Genomic DNA, 14,867 nt, shown 5'->3' on the forward strand with positions numbered 1-14,867 from the left:
CGCGACGATGATCCCGCAGCCGGTGTTCAACGTGGACACCGCGCTGGCGAACATCGCGGCGGAACGGGTGTCGGTCCTCCCGGGCCCGCCAGATTTCGGCGAGTGCGAGGCGCGCGGCGCGCCCCTTGAGGTGAGGTGACGAGCACGGGGAGGCCACGCAGAGCGGTGGGCGCGCCCGAGCGCTCCCGGGCGCGCGTCACCTCACGTCACCTCACTGCCGGGAGGGCGCGCGGTCGAAGTAGTCGGCGAACTTCTTCTTGATGCCGAGATCCGGCATCGGCGCCCTGCGGTAGAGATCGGCGAGCGCGGGTTCGTCGGCCTCCTCCAGGAGAGTGATGACCTCGGCGCGGTGGGCCTGGATGTAGTCCCGGAGCTGCCCGAGGCCGGGTTCTCCGACCTCGGTGACCGGCCCCAGATGCTCACCCACGGTAGTGAACTTCACCCGGGCCTGAACCTCGGCTTCGTCGAGCAGAGCCTGGTACGCGATCTGCTTCGGGTCGTCCTTCTTCCGGGATGGGGCGGCCTTGGCGGCGCGCTGGGGCGGGAGGTCCTGCGGCTCCTCGGCCGCGCTGGTGTCCTCCGCGGACTCCGCGGGCGGGGGCTCCTCGGCCTGCGGGTCCGGCGGCGGGGGCGCGTCGTTCTCGTCCGGCGGCGCCTGCTCGGTACCCGGCTCGCTGGGGGTCTGCGGCTGGGCCGGGGGCTCGTGGTGCTCGCGCGCCTGCTCCTGCTCCCCCTGACCGGGCGGCGGGGTGCTGGGCCCGGCCGGCTGCCCTCCGACGGCGGCGTTCTTGCGCTGCTCCGCCTGCTCCTTGATGTACGCGAGAGACTTGGTGATCAGAGCGTCCGCGTTCATCTCGCCCCACAGCTTCGTACGAGTGCGGATCTGCCGAAGGGTGCGGATGCCCCACTCCTCACGGATGGCGCGCAGGCACGCCTCCGGGTTGTTCTCGTCCTTGAGGGCCTTGTAGACCAGCTCCACGGCCCGCTCCCCCGTCAGGCCCGACGGGTGCCCGAATTGCTGCCGGGCCGGTGCCTGCTGCGGGGAGGGCTGCCGCTGCTGGGCGCGCTGGTCGTCCTGCTCCTGCAGGTACGCCTCGGGCCGGGCCTCGGTGACCTGCCGGACGGCGGCTGCCTCCTCGAACCCGAGCCGACGCAAGAGGGTGTCGATGGAGAAGTCCGGGAACGGGACCGTCTCACCGGGCTTGACGTCCCAGTGCAGGGTTCGCACACCAGTCAGGTACGCCTCGCCCAGGCTGTGAAGCTCCACGATGGCGTCGACCGCGGCCGGGAGGTTCTTCTCCGCCTTGATCTTCCGGGTGGTGTTGCGCGTGGGCTTGTCGTTCTCGAACGCCGTGACGATCTCCTGACGGGCGATGATCACCACGGGGCCGGAGTGCCGACGGAGCAGCCACAAGAACTCGCCCCAGCGGTCCTTGGCCCGGTTCCACAGGTCCGCGTCGACGACGACCGGGTCGTCCAGCGAAGGGGCCCGACGCCGGTTGTCCTGCGCCTTGCGCACGGCCCGCCGCCGGGCGAACAGGGCCTGCTCGTCGCTGAGCATGTCCCACATGTTCGTGCCGTTGTCCACCACGATCATGTTGGGCTTGCCGTTGACCCGGGGCTGAGCGATGACCCATCGAACCGCGTCGAGGATGTCCTGGTAGGTGCCCTCATGCTCGACGATCTCGTACCGGGCTCCGGGAATCCGGCCGTAGTAGTCGGCCGTACCCTCGGACCCGCCTACCTCGATCCAGTACGTCATGCCGACCAGGTCGGATGCCGTGCCGAGGGCGGCCTCGTAGCTCTTGCCGCACTTCTCGGGTCCGCACAGCACGATCATGGGCGGGTTCGGGAGACCGGTCGGCTTGCGTGATCTGCGCTCGCGCTGGGGCGTGGTGATACCAGGCATCGTGTTCCTTCGTTCGGGCCCGCGGGTTGCTCTCCCGCGCAGGATGAGTCAGCGACAGCGCTAAGCTCTCGCCGGTCTCATTGCTGTACTAGTCTACCCGTACGAAGGCCCGACTCAATGCCTGTTCAACAGATCAGCGACGGGTTTTTCGAGGTCAGGGTCGTGATCCTCGCGGTGCCGGGCGTACCAGTCGTCCAGGTCCTCGACGCCGGCGGCCGCCTCGTTGGCTTCGTCCTCGGTGAGCGCGCTCCACTCCGCGACGGCGTCGGCGTACTCCGCCTCCACCGTGCCCGGGTCGCGGCGGCTGAGCGCCTGAGCGACCTCCGCCCAGTCGGCGCCGGCCAGCACCTCGGCCAGGACGACCCGGTCGACGTACTCGTTCACCATCTGGCGCAGGCGGCGGGCGCTCGCGATTCGTTCGGTGACGCCGGTCGTCTCGGCTGTCATGCCAACCGCCTGCCGGGCCAGGTCGGAAAGGTCGCGGGCAGCACGGGCGGCGGCGATCCGGGCCAGGATCTCCGGTGTCATGGAAGGGTCCGATCATGCAGGCGGCGGGCACCCAGGAGGGGAGCCCGCCGCTTCGGTACGGGTAGAGGCAGGATGCCTTACGGGTTGACTGGCGTCAGTGCCTGGCCGAACAGCGCGAAGATCTCGCCAATGGTGGCCTTGTCCGGGATGCTGATGCCCTTCGTCGCGGCGTAGGTCTTGATGAGGCGGCCACGGACCTTACGGCCCTCGCCCTCGTGTTTGCCGAGGACTAGCCCGATCGCCTTGCCGGTCAGCGGTCCCCTGAAGGCCTCCCGGTGCCCGTTGTCCAGGACGTCCTTGATGATCTCGTACAGCTCATCCTCAGTGCTCCACTGCGGGATGCTCCACCGCTGCTGGTTCCGCGGCGGCGACTGCGGGGGCACGGAGGCCCTGACCGCGCGCGGCTTGTTGGCGGCCACCGGAACCGTGGGAGCCAGGGCTGGGGCGGGTGTCGTGGCCGGGGCCGCGGCCGGGAGCGCCGTCACCTCCTCGACCGGCGCGGCCAGCGGCCGAGCGAAGATGCCCGTGGGCTCGATGCCTGCCGCGCGAAGACCGCTGGCAGCCGTCTCGACGAGCGGGACACCGCGGCGGACGAGTTGTAGCGGCAGCAGCGACTCGACCGGAGCCTTCCTGCGCCACGCCCGCCCGAACCGGCCGCGGAGCAGCGCCTGGTAGACGAGTCGTTCCTGCTCCAGGTCGAGCGCGTCGTCGTACGACGTCAGCTCCCACAGCTTCATACGACGCCAGAGCAGGAAGGTAGCCAGCGGCGAGAGGAACCAGCGAGCCCACCTGACCTTGTCCATGAGTTGACGCCCGGTGGCGGCACCAATCCGGACGGCGTAGATGTGCGCGGCGATTTCAGAGACGGCAACCCAGAGCAGGGACATGGAGCCGTGCGCAACTTTGGACCACAATGAGCTGCCAGCCGCGACGTTCAGCGCGCAGGTGATCAGGCTCAGAGTCCAGGGGACGATCCGCGCCCAGGCGAGCGGCATGCCCATACGGATCAGGAAGAGGTATGCCCCGGTGAACACCGGGATGGCCGAGTCAATGGCGGTAGGAAGGACCCACGGCTCCGTGAAGCCCCAGGATGCGGCGGCGGTCGACACGGCGTCGAACGATGCGTAGAAGCCGAGGCCTCCAACGGCGGCCCCACCCACTGCGGTCAAGCTGGCACCGAAGCGCTCCCAGCGGGTAAACGGCGGCACCCCGGACTCGTTGAGCAGCTTTGTCGGCTTCTGCTCGCTGCCCCGGCGGGCGCGGAAAAACGACACCTTCGGCAAGACACCATCCCTTCGTTCGGGCCTTCCCGGTCGGCTTATGCTCATGGCCTTCCGGGTCGACTAAACGATATAGCGTCTTTTGCTCTCTCGCGCTGACTTGCTCACGCCATGTCAGTTCGGCTATCGGCTGGGGAAGTTCGAGATGGCTACCAGTCGAGGGGTTTGAGGGGCTTCCGCCGGTCCGCGCCCGTGATCTTCAGCAGGTGGGCAGAGGCTTCGAGCCGCGACAGCAACCGCTCTCCGAGGATGTCGACCACGCCGAGGCCGGGGCTGCCCGGCTGACTACGGCTGCGGAGATTCGTCGAGAACGCCGTTGCACGGCCGGCAGCCAGCCGGGAGTCGATCAGGTCGATTGTCTCCTTGCGGGCGAACTCCGTGGCGGTCATGTCCATCTCGCCGCACAGTTCGTCGAGGACGAGCAGGTCGCAGGTGACGAACCGCTCCCGCACCTGATGTGTGGTCAGGTTGTGCGGGGCGGAGTCCGGGCGACGCCACGTCAGGTAGGTGGCGTGCTTCACGAAGCGCACGACCAGGCCCTGCTCGGACGCCTCGTTGCCCAGCGCGCAAACCGCGGCCGTCTTACCGCTGCCGATGTTCCCGGGCACGATCAGGTTCAGGACCTCGGGCCGCGCCTTGCGCTTCTTCGCCTCCACCAGGGAGCCGAGCCAGTTCCGCAGCGTGTTCGGCTTCTGGTTCGGGTCCAGGTGCTCGAACCGGAAGTGCAGGTACTCGTGGTGCGCGGCGTCCAGCATGCTGTTCCTCCATACGTCGCGGCGGACGCGGGCCTGCGGCACGCTTACGTCCTCCCACAGACCGTCTTCTGGTTCCGGCTGTGCGGGGACACCGAGTTGGGACAGGTCCGCGCCGCCCCTCTTGAGCACGCTGAGAACGTGCTCGCTGAGGTCGCCGAGCGCGTTGAGACCGCGGGCAGGGGCAGGGATCGCCGGGGCGTCCGTAGTGAGAGACATCGGTCACGCTCCTTACAGGCGGGCGACCACGCCGAAGGTGGCGTCGTCTGCGTCGTCAGTCGGGGTCTGGCTCGGGGCGTCGTTCGTCGTGCCCCAGGTCGCCGAGTCGCTGTACGGAATGCGTCCGCTGCGCTGCTGCGGCTGGATGTGGTTGGTGACCACGCCAAGGGCGTCCTGCCACTGCTGTGCGGCGGGGAAGTGTTTTCGGGCGTGCTGAAGTGCCTTCGCGCATTCCTGTTGGCTGTAGCCCGCGTCCAGCGCGCGCCGGACCATGGCTACGACGGCCATGAATCCGCCACGTTGGCCGACGTACTTGCCTAGGTGCTTCTCGGCGTGGTCCCACCACCAAGTGGCGACCTTGCGAGCAGCCGCGTCGGCGGCCTTCTCCTGCGCGGCCTTCTCCTCGGCCGCGGCCGCCTTCTCCTGTGCCGCGGTCTTCTGGGTGGACGTCTTCTTGGCGGGCTGCGTCGTGGAGGTGTCCTTTGGCGCGGCGGCCGAGGGCTCCGGTTCACCAGCGGCTGGTTCCTCCTCCGGCTCCTCCTCGGCTGGGGGCTCAACGTCCTCGGGGGCCACGTCGAACCCGTCGCTACCGAGGGTGCCGTCCGCGTACTTCACGCAGAAGGTGCCGTCTTCCTGTTCCACCACGGGGATATCGAGCTTGTTGCCGAACGTCACGTAGTCGGTGGCCCACTGCTCGACGGGATGGTCGGAGATGGCTGTGCCCATGGCGGTCTTGCCGTTGCGGAAGCGACGCCGCTCAAGGCGGTAGTACCCGCAGGCCGCAAGTCTGTGAAGGGACTTACGGACGGCGTCACGGCCTTCGCGTCCCTCGCCCTGGGAGAGCTGCTCCGAACGGACTTGCCAGTCCTCGCTCTGGTCCAGGAGGTAGGTCAGCAACCCGAGTTCGCGGTAGCTCAGGCGTGTGTCGCGGGCGGTCGCCGACTCGATGATGACGAACGGCGTCCGCCGTTTTACGCGGACACTGCCCGACGCGCTATTGCGGCTCATGTAGCGGCCTCGGCGGGCGTGTCGTCGGCGAGGCGGACGTACGTGTGCCACGTCTTGCGACCCGTGTCGCCAGTCTCGTATCGCCGGTCGTGCTCGACCATGCCTGCCGCACGCAGTTCGGCGATCGGAAGACGGATCTGATGGGGGGTCATCCCGAGGAGTTCAGCAATGGGCGGGATGGAAACCCATCCGTGATCCATGTGCAGGGCCAGAACGTGAAGGACGCGGAACGCACGATCAGATATACCGCTGGCAAGCGCAGGCGCCATCACGTCAGAGGGAGTGGTCATTGGTGTCCCTTGGGGAGAGCGGGACCTGGCCATGGGAGGCCAGGCCCGAGGCGGTCAGCGCTGGTCGTCGGCGGCGGGCCGGGGGCCGGCCATCAACTCCGGCGTCTCACCCAGGAGGTGGTTCAGTGTGCCGTCCTGGTAGTGGCGCATCAGCCGCTTCCTGCCGACGTCCTTCTGCTCCCACGTAAAGGTCAGGCTCCCTGTAGGCTCCCCGCCCTTCTCGTACTTGAGACCAGGGACGAACTCGCCAGTGCGGGAATCGACGATCTTGCCCGTCTCTTCGTCGTACTCCGCGTACTTGAGCAGGGCCTCTTCCCACTTTGCGTTTCGACGGATGACGACCTCGGTGCCGCCGTGCTCGTCGGCGTAGGCGTTCAACGCGTCTTCGTTGTCAGGGTCCACAACGACCTTCGGCTGCGCCACGTTCACCTTGTAACGGCCGATGACGTCGTCACCGACTCGGACAACAAGCTCGGACTGCCCGCCCTCGTACGCCTTGATCAGGCGCGCCTTCGGCGCGTCCACCCGCGGCTTGATGATCCTTGCGGTCCGCTCGTTCAGGAGACGGGCGAGGGCCCCGACGAGGCCAACCTCTGAGAGAGGCGGCTCAACTGACTGACCGGCCCGAGTTTCCTCGGTGGCGCCGTTCGCCATGCGGTGTTTCCTTCCATTTCCCCGGACGCCAAAGGGCCAGGGGTTTAGGGCTGTCCCGGGCGGGGCGTCTCGGGGCGTCGCATGGAGGTACGACAGCCGCCGATTTTTGTTACACCTAGGCCCAGGTAGCTGGGTCGCTCTCCCAGCCACGTCGATAGTACAGCAATGAGACTCGCGTGTGTAGAACGCGACGTTAGAGGCGTGTCTACCTACGTTCCCCCGCGGCCCTACCACTTCTGGCGACGTCACCGGGAGCTGGTGGAGCTCCGGCGCCGCCCCAACCGGAACGAGGGCAGCACCGGCCCGGCAGCGGGCGAGGACCGGCCATGACGGCATGTCCCGCTTGCGAGGTGGGGCGCCGCGGTAGGAGTCCGCGGGCTCGCAGTCCTCACCTGCTGCCGGTACCGACGCATGGGAGAGGACCGCACCAGCCGTGACCGAGACGATCGCCCAGCCGCCCCGCTTCATCGCGTACGTGCCACTCACCAACCTCACGCCGGCGCCCCGGAACCCCAAGCGGCACGAGCTGGAACTCCTCATCGACGCGATCCGCATGCACGGCTTGGTCGAAGTCCCCGTCGTCGACGAGCGAACACAATGCGTCCTGCACGGCCACGGCCGCCGCGAGGCCCTGATAGAGATGCAGAACCGCGGAATGCCCCTGCCGGGCGGCGTCGTCCTCGACGAGGACGGCGGATGGCTCGTCCCCGTCCTGCGCGGCTGGTCCTCCAAGTCCGACGCCGAGGCCGAGGCCCTGGCCATCAAGCTCAACCGGCTCCCCGGCGAAGGCGGCTGGGACCCCCGCGAGTTCGCCGCGATCCTCGAGGACCTGGCCACCAACGAGATGGAGCTGTTCGACTCCCTCGCCATCCCGTACGACGAACTCGACAAGCTCCTCGGCCAGGTCGACCCCGAGACCCTGCCCGGAGGCATCCGGGAAGACGAACCGCCCACCCTCCACCTGCCCGCCGACGGCGAACACGGGGACGGCCTCAGCCCTGACGACGACGGCCGCGCCGCACACACCACCTGCCCTGCCTGCGGCCACATGTTCAATACCGCCCGCTGACCCGTCCCAGAGGTCCGCCCATGTCCACTCGACGCAAGGCCCGCCGGCCCAGTACCCGCGGCGGCCGCCCACGCCTGCTCTCCGAAGAGGTCGAGCAGCGGCTCGTCGCGGCCTCCCGCACCGGCGTCGCCGTCGAGTTGGCCGCGGAGATGGCCGGGATCTCCCGCACCACCTTCCTCCGGTGGATGGCCGAGGGCCGCGCCGAGATCGAGGCCCGCGACGCAGGCGAGGCCCCCGCCCCAGAGTTGGAGGAGTACGCCGCCCTGTACGAGAAGGTCCGCACCGCGCGCGCCACCGCGGCCGCGCGCGCCATGGCCAACATCCGCAGGGTCGCGGACGGCGGAATCGTCACCAAGGTCACCACACGCCGGTTCCGCGACTCCGTCACCGGCGAGATCGTCGAGGAGACCGTCGAGGACCGCACCTCCCCAGACTGGCGCGCGGACGCCTGGTACCTCGAGCGGCAGCACCGCGAGCACTACGGCAAGGACGCCGTGGTGGCCGTCGAGATCACCGGATTCGGCGCACCGGCCGGCGACGACGACCAGCCCGTCGACCTGTCCGCGCTCGCCGAGCGACTGGACAAGAGCCTGTTCGCCGTCGAGTACCCGCCGGAGCTGGAGGACGGCAGCGTCGTCGACGCCGAGGTCGTCGACTGACGACACCCCGGATGGACGGCCACGGTCACCGCCGGGGCCGCCGTCATTTCCAGGGCGCGACGTTAACCCCCGCCGCCCTGCACGGTGCTCCCTCCCTGCTCACCAGCACCGGAGGAAAGCACGTGACCACCACCTACTACCCGGGCGCCAGCCGCGCGTACGACTTCTCGGGCAGCTACAAGGGTGACCTGATGGACCCCGACAAGGTCCTCCTGCACACCACCGAGGGCACAACCCTCGTCGACTACTCCAAGGGCGCCGTCGCGCCGAACATCACGGCGAAGCCGAACTTCGACAAGAAGCGGCTGGACTGGTACCAGCACTACGCGTTCGACCGCTCCGCGCGGGCCCTGGTCAACAAGGCCGGCGGCGTGGAGACCAACACCGACGACGTCGTCCAGGTCGAACTCGTCGGCACCTGCGACCCCGCGCACCGCAAGACCTGGGGCAAGCTGCAGGCGGGCGTGCACTACCTCTACTGGCCGGACGCCCCGGGCTGGGCGCTCGACGACCTCGCCGACTTCCTGGCCTGGCAGAACGTCAAGAACGGCGTTCCGCTGAAGGCGCCGAGCGAGTGGCTTCCCTACCCGGCCTCGTACGGCAACAGCAAGGCGCGGATGACCTTCGCCGAGTGGCAGGGCTTCTCCGGCGTATGCGGCCACCAGCACCCCCCGGAGAACGTGCACGGCGATCCTGGTGACATCGACATCACCGCGCTCCTGGCGAAGGCGAAGACAAAGGCCGCGGCCCTCAAGGGCGGTTCGACCGGCGGCTCCACCACCAAGCCCACCCCGAAGCCCGCACCGCCGTTCCCCGGCGCCGACAAGTTCGGGCCCGGCAAGTCCAACGCGAGCATCACCCTGCTCGGGCAGCAGCTCGTCCGGAAGGGCTACGGCAAGCACTACACCTCCGGCCCTGGGCCGAAGTGGGGCGAGGCGGACCGGCTGAACGTCCGTGACTTCCAGCTCTCCCGCGCGGAGCTGCGGGGCGACGCGGACGGCATCCCCGGGCCGCTTACCTGGCGCCTTCTGTTCTCTTGACCCCCGGCCGGCCCGTACCCGCGGGCCGGCCCCCGACTCCTGAAAGGCCCGCCCGTGGCAGGCGAGACCGTCATCACCGTCATCGGCAACCTGGTCGACGACCCCGAACTTCGCTTCACTCCCTCCGGCGCCGCGGTCGCGAAGTTCCGTGTCGCCTCGACTCCCCGCACCTTCGACCGGCAGACCAACGAGTGGAAGGACGGCGAAAGCCTGTTCCTGACCTGCGCCGTGTGGCGGCAGCCAGCCGAGAACGTTGCCGAGTCCCTGCAGCGCGGTATGCGCGTCATCGTTCAGGGGCGCCTCAAGCAGCGGTCCTACGAGGACCGTGAGGGCGTCAAGCGCACCGTCTACGAGCTGGACGTCGAGGAGGTCGGCGCGAGCCTGCGCAACGCCACCGCGAGGGTCACCAAGACCGGAGGCGGCGCGCAGCGTCCGGCGGCCGCGGCGCAGGGGCGACCCGCTACCGATGACCCGTGGGCGGGACCAGCGCCTGAAGATCCGCCGTTCTGATCGCTACGCACTCGAGGGGCCCCGGGCTGATGTCCGGGGCCCCTCGGGGTTGTTCAGGCGGCGGCGACGGTCCAGGCGGAGTCCAGGATGAGCAGGTCGCCGTCGTCGACCTGGTTCGTGGTGTCTGCGGGCGGAGTTGCCGCCTGACCGGAGGGCTCGGCGCCTTCTGCAGGCGTTTCGACTGGGGCGGGCGTGTCCTCGACAGACGCGGGTGTCTCCTCGGCGGGAGCGGCCGGCGTCTCCGCGGACACCGAGGTTTCCTCGACCGGGGTGGTCGGCGCCTGGTCGGCCGGGGCCGGGGGCTCCTCGACGGGAGCGGTCGGCGTCTCCTCCACCGGGTCGGTGGCCGGAAGCTCCGACGGCTCCGGGGCCGCGGGAGTCGTCTCTGCGGGAGGCTCGCTCGGCGTCGTGTCCCCGGTGGACGGCTCCGTCGGCTCTGTCGGGGCGCTCGGCTCCGTCGACGAGGTGGTGGTCGTGGGAGCTGGCGTCGTCGTAGTCGGCTGCGTTCCTTCCGTGCTCGCTGTCGGTGTGGAAGCAGTGCGGCCGTCCACCACAGGCACCGGGGGCTCCATGTCCGCAGTGTGCACAGGCAGGGACACCACGGGCGGCTGATCAAGACCAGCAGCGATCGCCACGATGTCGTCGCCGCCCGTGAACCACGGGGCGGTGATTTGGACACCGAGCACTGACTGCGCGGCCAGGAGAACAGGTTCGTCGACCGGCGCGCTGTGCGGCGAGTACAGGATGGTCTCCACGTCCTGCCTGTCCAGCCCCAACGTGCCTAGGGTGAGCGCAGCCAGACGAGGCGGGAGCGGCGCCGCCAAGCCCGACACGTTCGCTTTCGCCGACGTGTTGGCTTCCGTGTCTTGGATCAAGTCCGTGTACTCCGACAACCGCCCCTTGTCCGTGCCCCAGAGCACGTACCGGCCGGATCGGGAGAGATTTGGGTACAGCTCGGTCGTACCGTCCTGCCGGACCCACGTCTTCGCATAGTCCTTGTCTGCGAAGATCCTCAGCCCTATGCGCTCTGAGCCGTACGAGAAGGTGAAGATCGTGCTGTCCGGTCCGAGGGCCGCCTTACTTGCCATCACCATGCCGTCAGCGTCCGTACACTCTGCTTCGAGATTGGCGATCGGCTTGCAGTCGATCTGGCCAGCATCGGAGAAGTCCAGAAAATCCGAGCCGACGAACGGCTTCACCGAGGCCTGCCCGGCCGAGGCGCCGGAAGGACTCGGCGACGAGCTCTTGTCCGGTGCACTCGCTGAGGTTCCTGCTGGGCTGCCGGCGGTGAGGTAGCCCAGCGCCCAACTGCCTGCGAGCGCAGGCACCAACGCCGCAGCGATTACCCACTGCCTGGCTCGGCCGCGCATCCGTCCGGGCAGAAGGGGCGCGTCGGGCATGGGGGTGATGTCGAGTGGTGGAGCTGGCTTGGCGGTTCCCAGCAGTTCGCCGAAGTCCTTGAACTCCGGGTGCTCACGGACCATGCGTTCGACCTGCTCCAGTGGGAGATCAGGCAATGCCGAACGCACCTGCCGTACGGCTGAGTCGAAGCTCTGGGGCTTCAAGAACAGGAGGCGTTCACCCCCCAGGTTGACCAGGCCCAGGTCGGTGAGCTCTGCGTCATCCTCGTCCTCGGGGGTCAGGATGTGGATTCGGACGCGAGGCTGTGACTCGGTCACGACTGACCCCAGCTGCCGCTGCCCCCGGGTATTGCGCTGCTCAACTCTGGCGGTCCCTTTCCCTGGTGTTCAAGATCCGAGCGATACGCGCGGCCGTCTTCTCGGCACGCTCAGGCGTGATGTCTTCGATGTCGGTGAGGACGAGCTGAGCACCATCGGGGAGTTCGATCTCCTCACGATGGAGCTCCGGCTCATCCAGGCCGTCACCCGATCCGGCGTCCTCCCGCACCTCCTGCGGGTTCTGGACGCGCGCGAACTCGCGAAGCATCGCTTCTTTGGCATCGCGCACCCGCGAAGGGCTGCGTTGGTAACCGGGCCGCAGCGCACCCGCGGCGGCCAACATCTCGCGGGTCTCCTCGTCGTGAGGGGTAGGCCCGCCATCCAGCGCCCGCTCTAGGCGCTCGCTCTGCTCAGCGCGTCGCGACATGCGCCCTCGCCTCTCGTGTCTCTGCCCGTGTTCCGACAACCCTATTTCTGCCCGCTACCGCCGTCAGCAGTTCCTCGATCAGCTGGGGAGACGACTGCCCGGCCGGCATGACTTCGGCGAGTTTGCGTAGGGCTCGTACCGTGAGGGTACGGACCGCGCCGTCGCTCTTCCCCATGATCTCTGCGGTTTGGCCCGGGGTGAGCCCGTCGAAGAACCGCAGGATCAGGACGTCGCGTTGCTCAGAACGCAACTTCTGCATGCGGGCAGCAACGGCCTCAGCCAGTGCACGCCGTTCAGCGTGTTCCTCCGGGCTCTGGTCAAAGCGCGGCCGGTCGAGCTCAAGATGATCGGCGTACAGCACTTCCGAGGGCCGCCGCTGCACCGAGCGCAGGTGATCAAGCGCGGTGTTCTTCGTGATCGTGCGCAGCCAAGCCAGCAGGCTCGTCCCCGCGCGGTACTTGCCGATGTTCTGAGCGACCTTCAGCCACACTTCCTGACACAGGTCTTCCGCGAAGTGGCCGTCCCGGATGTAGAACCGCACCCAGTGGTACACGGTGTCATTCAGTTCGTCGTACAACGCCCCAATGGCGTCAGCCCCGTCGTCCCCGCCTGCTGCGGCGCGTGCGACCAGTGCCTCCAGAGTGTCGGTCACGGCGTGTTATCCCCCCAAGCCGGTGCTGTGGTGATCAGCTACGACGCCGCACTCGGGCTCATCTTCCCAGTTCCCCCACCAACGGACGATCAGGTTCCGATGCGGCGCTGAGGCAGCATAACCAATCCTTTACGGATCGCATCGAACAGGTCTGCGATACCGCGGGCCGCTCACCAACCTGCCGCACAGGCAGACCCCTGGCCCCCATGGCGCGCGCGGCCACGAAACGCCGGCCTCCAGACGCCAACAGTCTCGTAGCCGAGGACCGACCCGACGGGCGCCCCGGAGCCACGCCAGACCCCTGCAGGCGCCGTACGTCGCCACAGGTGTAACAGATTCCTTCGATCCACGTACCTATCGGTGCCGGACTGAACGCAACCGGCTCCATCCGGCCGGAACAGTCCGCCCGGGGGCACCTACGGATGAACAAGGACGACCATGGCTCGCGGCGGTTCAAATGCATTGCTGAGTTTCGAGACGATTGCCGAGCGCATGGAAGTCCCAAAGCGCACGGTGCTCGACAACTACAGAACTTGGGACATCCCCGTAGTGCGCATCAGCGATCGAATTCTCCGCGTACGGGAGCGCGATTTCGAGGCATGGCTAGACGCGCGCACGGAATGAAGATCTGGCGCCGGTACGTGAGTTATAGCTGCGAATACAGGGCCCTCACCGACGACACAGCCTCTGAGGCGACGGCTTGACCTGCCATGGCTACGCCTACGTACAGTCCAACTCCCCTGGCCAGGGAGTCACCTGAGAAACGACCAAGATCCCGAAAGGCGTCCCGTGGCACGCAAGCCCACTGTCTACAAAAGGTGCGACTGTCCTGACCAGAACAGGCCGAAGAAGGGCGGGTGCGGCCATAGCTGGTCCTACAACCGCACGACTGACGAAGGCAGCCGCACGCGCGCGACGATCCCCGAATCAGTCGGCCTGACGCAGGCTCAAGCGCAATCGATCCTCGACGGAATGGCCCCCGGCGCAACCCCCGAGCCCGTCGAAACGAACCTCACCTTCAAGCAGTGGGCAGCCGACTGGCTGGGCAGACGACGCGCCAAGGAGATCAGCGTCGCCAGCTACGAGTCCGCCGTCCGCGTCCACCTCAACCCCCGCTGGGGAAACAAGCGCCTTCGCACCATCAGGAAGGCTCAGGTCGAGGCGTGGGTGCAGGAGATGGAGGCCAACAAGGACCTCGCCAACTCCACCGCGGAGGGGCACTGGAAGGTCTTCAAGATGATCCTCAAGGACGCCCTCCAGAACGGAAAGATCGCATCCAACCCCACGTACGAGGTAGACGGGCCCTACGTCGCCGAGTCGACCTCCTACGTCTTCAGCCCGGAGGAGTGCTGGGCGATCTACGACGAGTTTCCGGAGCGGTACCGCCTCATACCCATGCTCGGGTTCGCGTGCGGACTCCGCCAAGCAGAGGCCCTGGCCGTGTGCGAGGACGTCATCAACACGGACAGCAAGCTGCTCACCGTGCGCCGGCAGATCCTCCGGACCAAGGAGACCCGCTACAGCCCCACGCTCGTCGACAGGCTCAAGACGAGCCCGCGCTTGAACACCAAAGATGTCCCGATGCCGCCGTACCTGGTGGACGCCCTGGAGGAGTTCATGGAGCGGCAGCCGCCGCGAGTCACTCAGAACGTCCTGTGGGAGCACAAGAAGACGCTCACCGAGTGCAAGCGCGGCACGGCACGCGCCCTGTTCTGGAGCGCGCGCAACAACCTCATCTGCCGGAACCACTTCAACGACGACGCGTGGAAGCCCACGCTGCGGAAGCTGGGGATCAAGGACGAGAAGGGGGAGCTCCCCACGTTCCATGACCTGCGGCACACCTTCATCTCCACGTGCCTTCAGAACGGAATCCCGGAGCACACCGTGGCGGCGTGGGTCGGCGACTCCGTCGAGGAGTTGCGCCGGACGTACAGCCACCTCCTGCGGGACCACGCGGACACGCACGGCGCCATCGCTGCGGGCCTCACGGCGCGGCCGTCGCGGCCCGCCGAGCCTGTCGCGGCGTGACCTCAGCGCCTCTCCTGGCGCGAGCGCAGAACCCTCAGCGGGGCTGAGGCCGATGTCGGCCTCAGCCCCGCCGGCGCGGTTGGGCCCCCCCCAACCCGAAGAATACCGGGCCATCAGAGAGGTACAAACAGATAACACCCCGCCCCCCGAAGGTACAGATAGG

General features: G+C 68.0%; 15 protein-coding genes and 1 pseudogene. 6 read left to right on the forward strand and 10 right to left on the reverse strand.

Going from position 1 to position 14,867, the window contains the following annotated elements; genetic code table 11:
- Positions 1–211: 211 nt before the first annotated feature.
- From ABZT04_RS44920 to ABZT04_RS44950, 7 genes are all read right to left on the reverse strand, one after another.
- Complete coding sequence (locus ABZT04_RS44920) at positions 212–1,909, reverse strand: hypothetical protein (protein ID WP_356066236.1); 1,698 nt, start codon at positions 1,907–1,909, stop codon at positions 212–214.
- Positions 1,910–2,023: 114 nt separating this feature from the next.
- Positions 2,024–2,437, reverse strand: coding sequence for a hypothetical protein (locus ABZT04_RS44925; RefSeq protein ID WP_133041354.1), 414 nt, complete (start codon positions 2,435–2,437; stop codon positions 2,024–2,026).
- Between the two features lie 77 nt (positions 2,438–2,514).
- A complete protein-coding gene (locus ABZT04_RS44930; RefSeq protein ID WP_356066239.1) occupies positions 2,515–3,720 on the reverse strand; it encodes a DUF2637 domain-containing protein in 1,206 nt (401 codons plus the stop codon).
- 146 nt (positions 3,721–3,866) lie between these two features.
- Positions 3,867–4,688, reverse strand: a complete 822-nt coding sequence (locus tag ABZT04_RS44935; protein ID WP_356066242.1) for an ATP-binding protein — start codon at positions 4,686–4,688, stop codon at positions 3,867–3,869.
- 12 nt (positions 4,689–4,700) lie between these two features.
- Complete coding sequence (locus tag ABZT04_RS44940; RefSeq protein WP_356066244.1) at positions 4,701–5,696, reverse strand: hypothetical protein; 996 nt, start codon at positions 5,694–5,696, stop codon at positions 4,701–4,703.
- Positions 5,693–5,986, reverse strand: coding sequence for a helix-turn-helix domain-containing protein (locus ABZT04_RS44945; protein WP_356066247.1), 294 nt, complete (start codon positions 5,984–5,986; stop codon positions 5,693–5,695). The genes ABZT04_RS44940 and ABZT04_RS44945 overlap by 4 nt, the downstream gene beginning before the upstream one ends.
- Positions 5,987–6,040: 54 nt before the next feature.
- Positions 6,041–6,640, reverse strand: coding sequence for a hypothetical protein (locus ABZT04_RS44950; protein WP_133041349.1), 600 nt, complete (start codon positions 6,638–6,640; stop codon positions 6,041–6,043).
- A 433-nt stretch (positions 6,641–7,073) separates the two neighbouring features.
- Here ABZT04_RS44950 and ABZT04_RS44955 point away from each other — a divergent pair, with 433 nt between their 5' ends.
- From ABZT04_RS44955 to ABZT04_RS44970, 4 genes and pseudogenes are all read left to right on the forward strand, one after another.
- Positions 7,074–7,709 carry a ParB N-terminal domain-containing protein gene (locus ABZT04_RS44955; protein ID WP_356066251.1) on the forward strand — a complete coding sequence of 212 codons (636 nt, stop codon included), beginning with the start codon at positions 7,074–7,076 and terminating at the stop codon, positions 7,707–7,709.
- A 20-nt stretch (positions 7,710–7,729) separates the two neighbouring features.
- Positions 7,730–8,368 carry a hypothetical protein gene (locus ABZT04_RS44960; protein WP_356066254.1) on the forward strand — a complete coding sequence of 213 codons (639 nt, stop codon included), beginning with the start codon at positions 7,730–7,732 and terminating at the stop codon, positions 8,366–8,368.
- 122 nt (positions 8,369–8,490) lie between these two features.
- Positions 8,491–9,408: a peptidoglycan-binding protein gene (locus ABZT04_RS44965; RefSeq protein ID WP_356066257.1), complete on the forward strand. Its 918-nt coding sequence runs from the start codon at positions 8,491–8,493 to the stop codon at positions 9,406–9,408.
- A gap of 54 nt (positions 9,409–9,462) precedes the next feature.
- A pseudogene (locus ABZT04_RS44970) lies at positions 9,463–9,834 on the forward strand (single-stranded DNA-binding protein); the annotation flags it as partial.
- Between the two features lie 137 nt (positions 9,835–9,971).
- On the opposite strand, the gene ABZT04_RS44975 reads toward ABZT04_RS44970, so the two are convergent.
- Genes ABZT04_RS44975 through ABZT04_RS44985 form a run of 3 tightly spaced genes read right to left on the reverse strand, consistent with a single transcriptional unit; the run spans position 9,972 to position 12,676 of the window.
- Positions 9,972–11,597: a hypothetical protein gene (locus ABZT04_RS44975; RefSeq protein WP_356066260.1), complete on the reverse strand. Its 1,626-nt coding sequence runs from the start codon at positions 11,595–11,597 to the stop codon at positions 9,972–9,974.
- A 40-nt stretch (positions 11,598–11,637) separates the two neighbouring features.
- Positions 11,638–12,024, reverse strand: a complete 387-nt coding sequence (locus ABZT04_RS44980; protein WP_356066269.1) for a hypothetical protein — start codon at positions 12,022–12,024, stop codon at positions 11,638–11,640.
- On the reverse strand, positions 12,008–12,676 hold the full coding sequence (locus ABZT04_RS44985) for a sigma-70 family RNA polymerase sigma factor (RefSeq protein ID WP_356066263.1): 669 nt from the start codon (positions 12,674–12,676) through the stop codon (positions 12,008–12,010). Before ABZT04_RS44985 ends, ABZT04_RS44980 begins: the two co-directional genes overlap by 17 nt.
- Positions 12,677–13,114: 438 nt before the next feature.
- On the opposite strand from ABZT04_RS44985, the gene ABZT04_RS44990 reads away from it, so the two are divergent.
- Together ABZT04_RS44990 and ABZT04_RS44995 are read left to right on the forward strand one after the other, a co-directional pair.
- A complete protein-coding gene (locus ABZT04_RS44990; protein ID WP_355754053.1) occupies positions 13,115–13,300 on the forward strand; it encodes a DNA-binding protein in 186 nt (61 codons plus the stop codon).
- 348 nt (positions 13,301–13,648) lie between these two features.
- Entirely contained in the window at positions 13,649–14,704 is a 1,056-nt protein-coding gene (locus tag ABZT04_RS44995; protein ID WP_356066266.1) for a tyrosine-type recombinase/integrase, read from the forward strand.
- The last annotated feature ends 163 nt before the right edge of the window (positions 14,705–14,867 follow it).

The sequence above is a fragment of the Streptomyces sp. NPDC005492 genome (assembly GCF_040605995.1).
GTDB lineage: Bacteria > Actinomycetota > Actinomycetes > Streptomycetales > Streptomycetaceae > Streptomyces.

Excerpts from the sequence above, each read along its gene's own strand:
- ABZT04_RS44950 (WP_133041349.1), bottom strand. The coding sequence starts at position 6,640 with ATGGCGAACGGCGCCACCGAGGAAACTCGGGCCGGTCAGTCAGTTGAG.
- ABZT04_RS44995 (WP_356066266.1), top strand. The coding sequence starts at position 13,649 with ATGGCCCCCGGCGCAACCCCCGAGCCCGTCGAAACGAACCTCACCTTC.
- ABZT04_RS44945 (WP_356066247.1), bottom strand. The coding sequence starts at position 5,986 with ATGACCACTCCCTCTGACGTGATGGCGCCTGCGCTTGCCAGCGGTATA.
- ABZT04_RS44925 (WP_133041354.1), bottom strand. The coding sequence starts at position 2,437 with ATGACACCGGAGATCCTGGCCCGGATCGCCGCCGCCCGTGCTGCCCGC.
- ABZT04_RS44920 (WP_356066236.1), bottom strand. The coding sequence starts at position 1,909 with ATGCCTGGTATCACCACGCCCCAGCGCGAGCGCAGATCACGCAAGCCG.
- ABZT04_RS44940 (WP_356066244.1), bottom strand. The coding sequence starts at position 5,696 with ATGAGCCGCAATAGCGCGTCGGGCAGTGTCCGCGTAAAACGGCGGACG.
- ABZT04_RS44990 (WP_355754053.1), top strand. The coding sequence starts at position 13,115 with ATGGCTCGCGGCGGTTCAAATGCATTGCTGAGTTTCGAGACGATTGCC.
- ABZT04_RS44960 (WP_356066254.1), top strand. The coding sequence starts at position 7,730 with ATGTCCACTCGACGCAAGGCCCGCCGGCCCAGTACCCGCGGCGGCCGC.
- ABZT04_RS44980 (WP_356066269.1), bottom strand. The coding sequence starts at position 12,024 with ATGTCGCGACGCGCTGAGCAGAGCGAGCGCCTAGAGCGGGCGCTGGAT.
- ABZT04_RS44935 (WP_356066242.1), bottom strand. The coding sequence starts at position 4,688 with ATGTCTCTCACTACGGACGCCCCGGCGATCCCTGCCCCTGCCCGCGGT.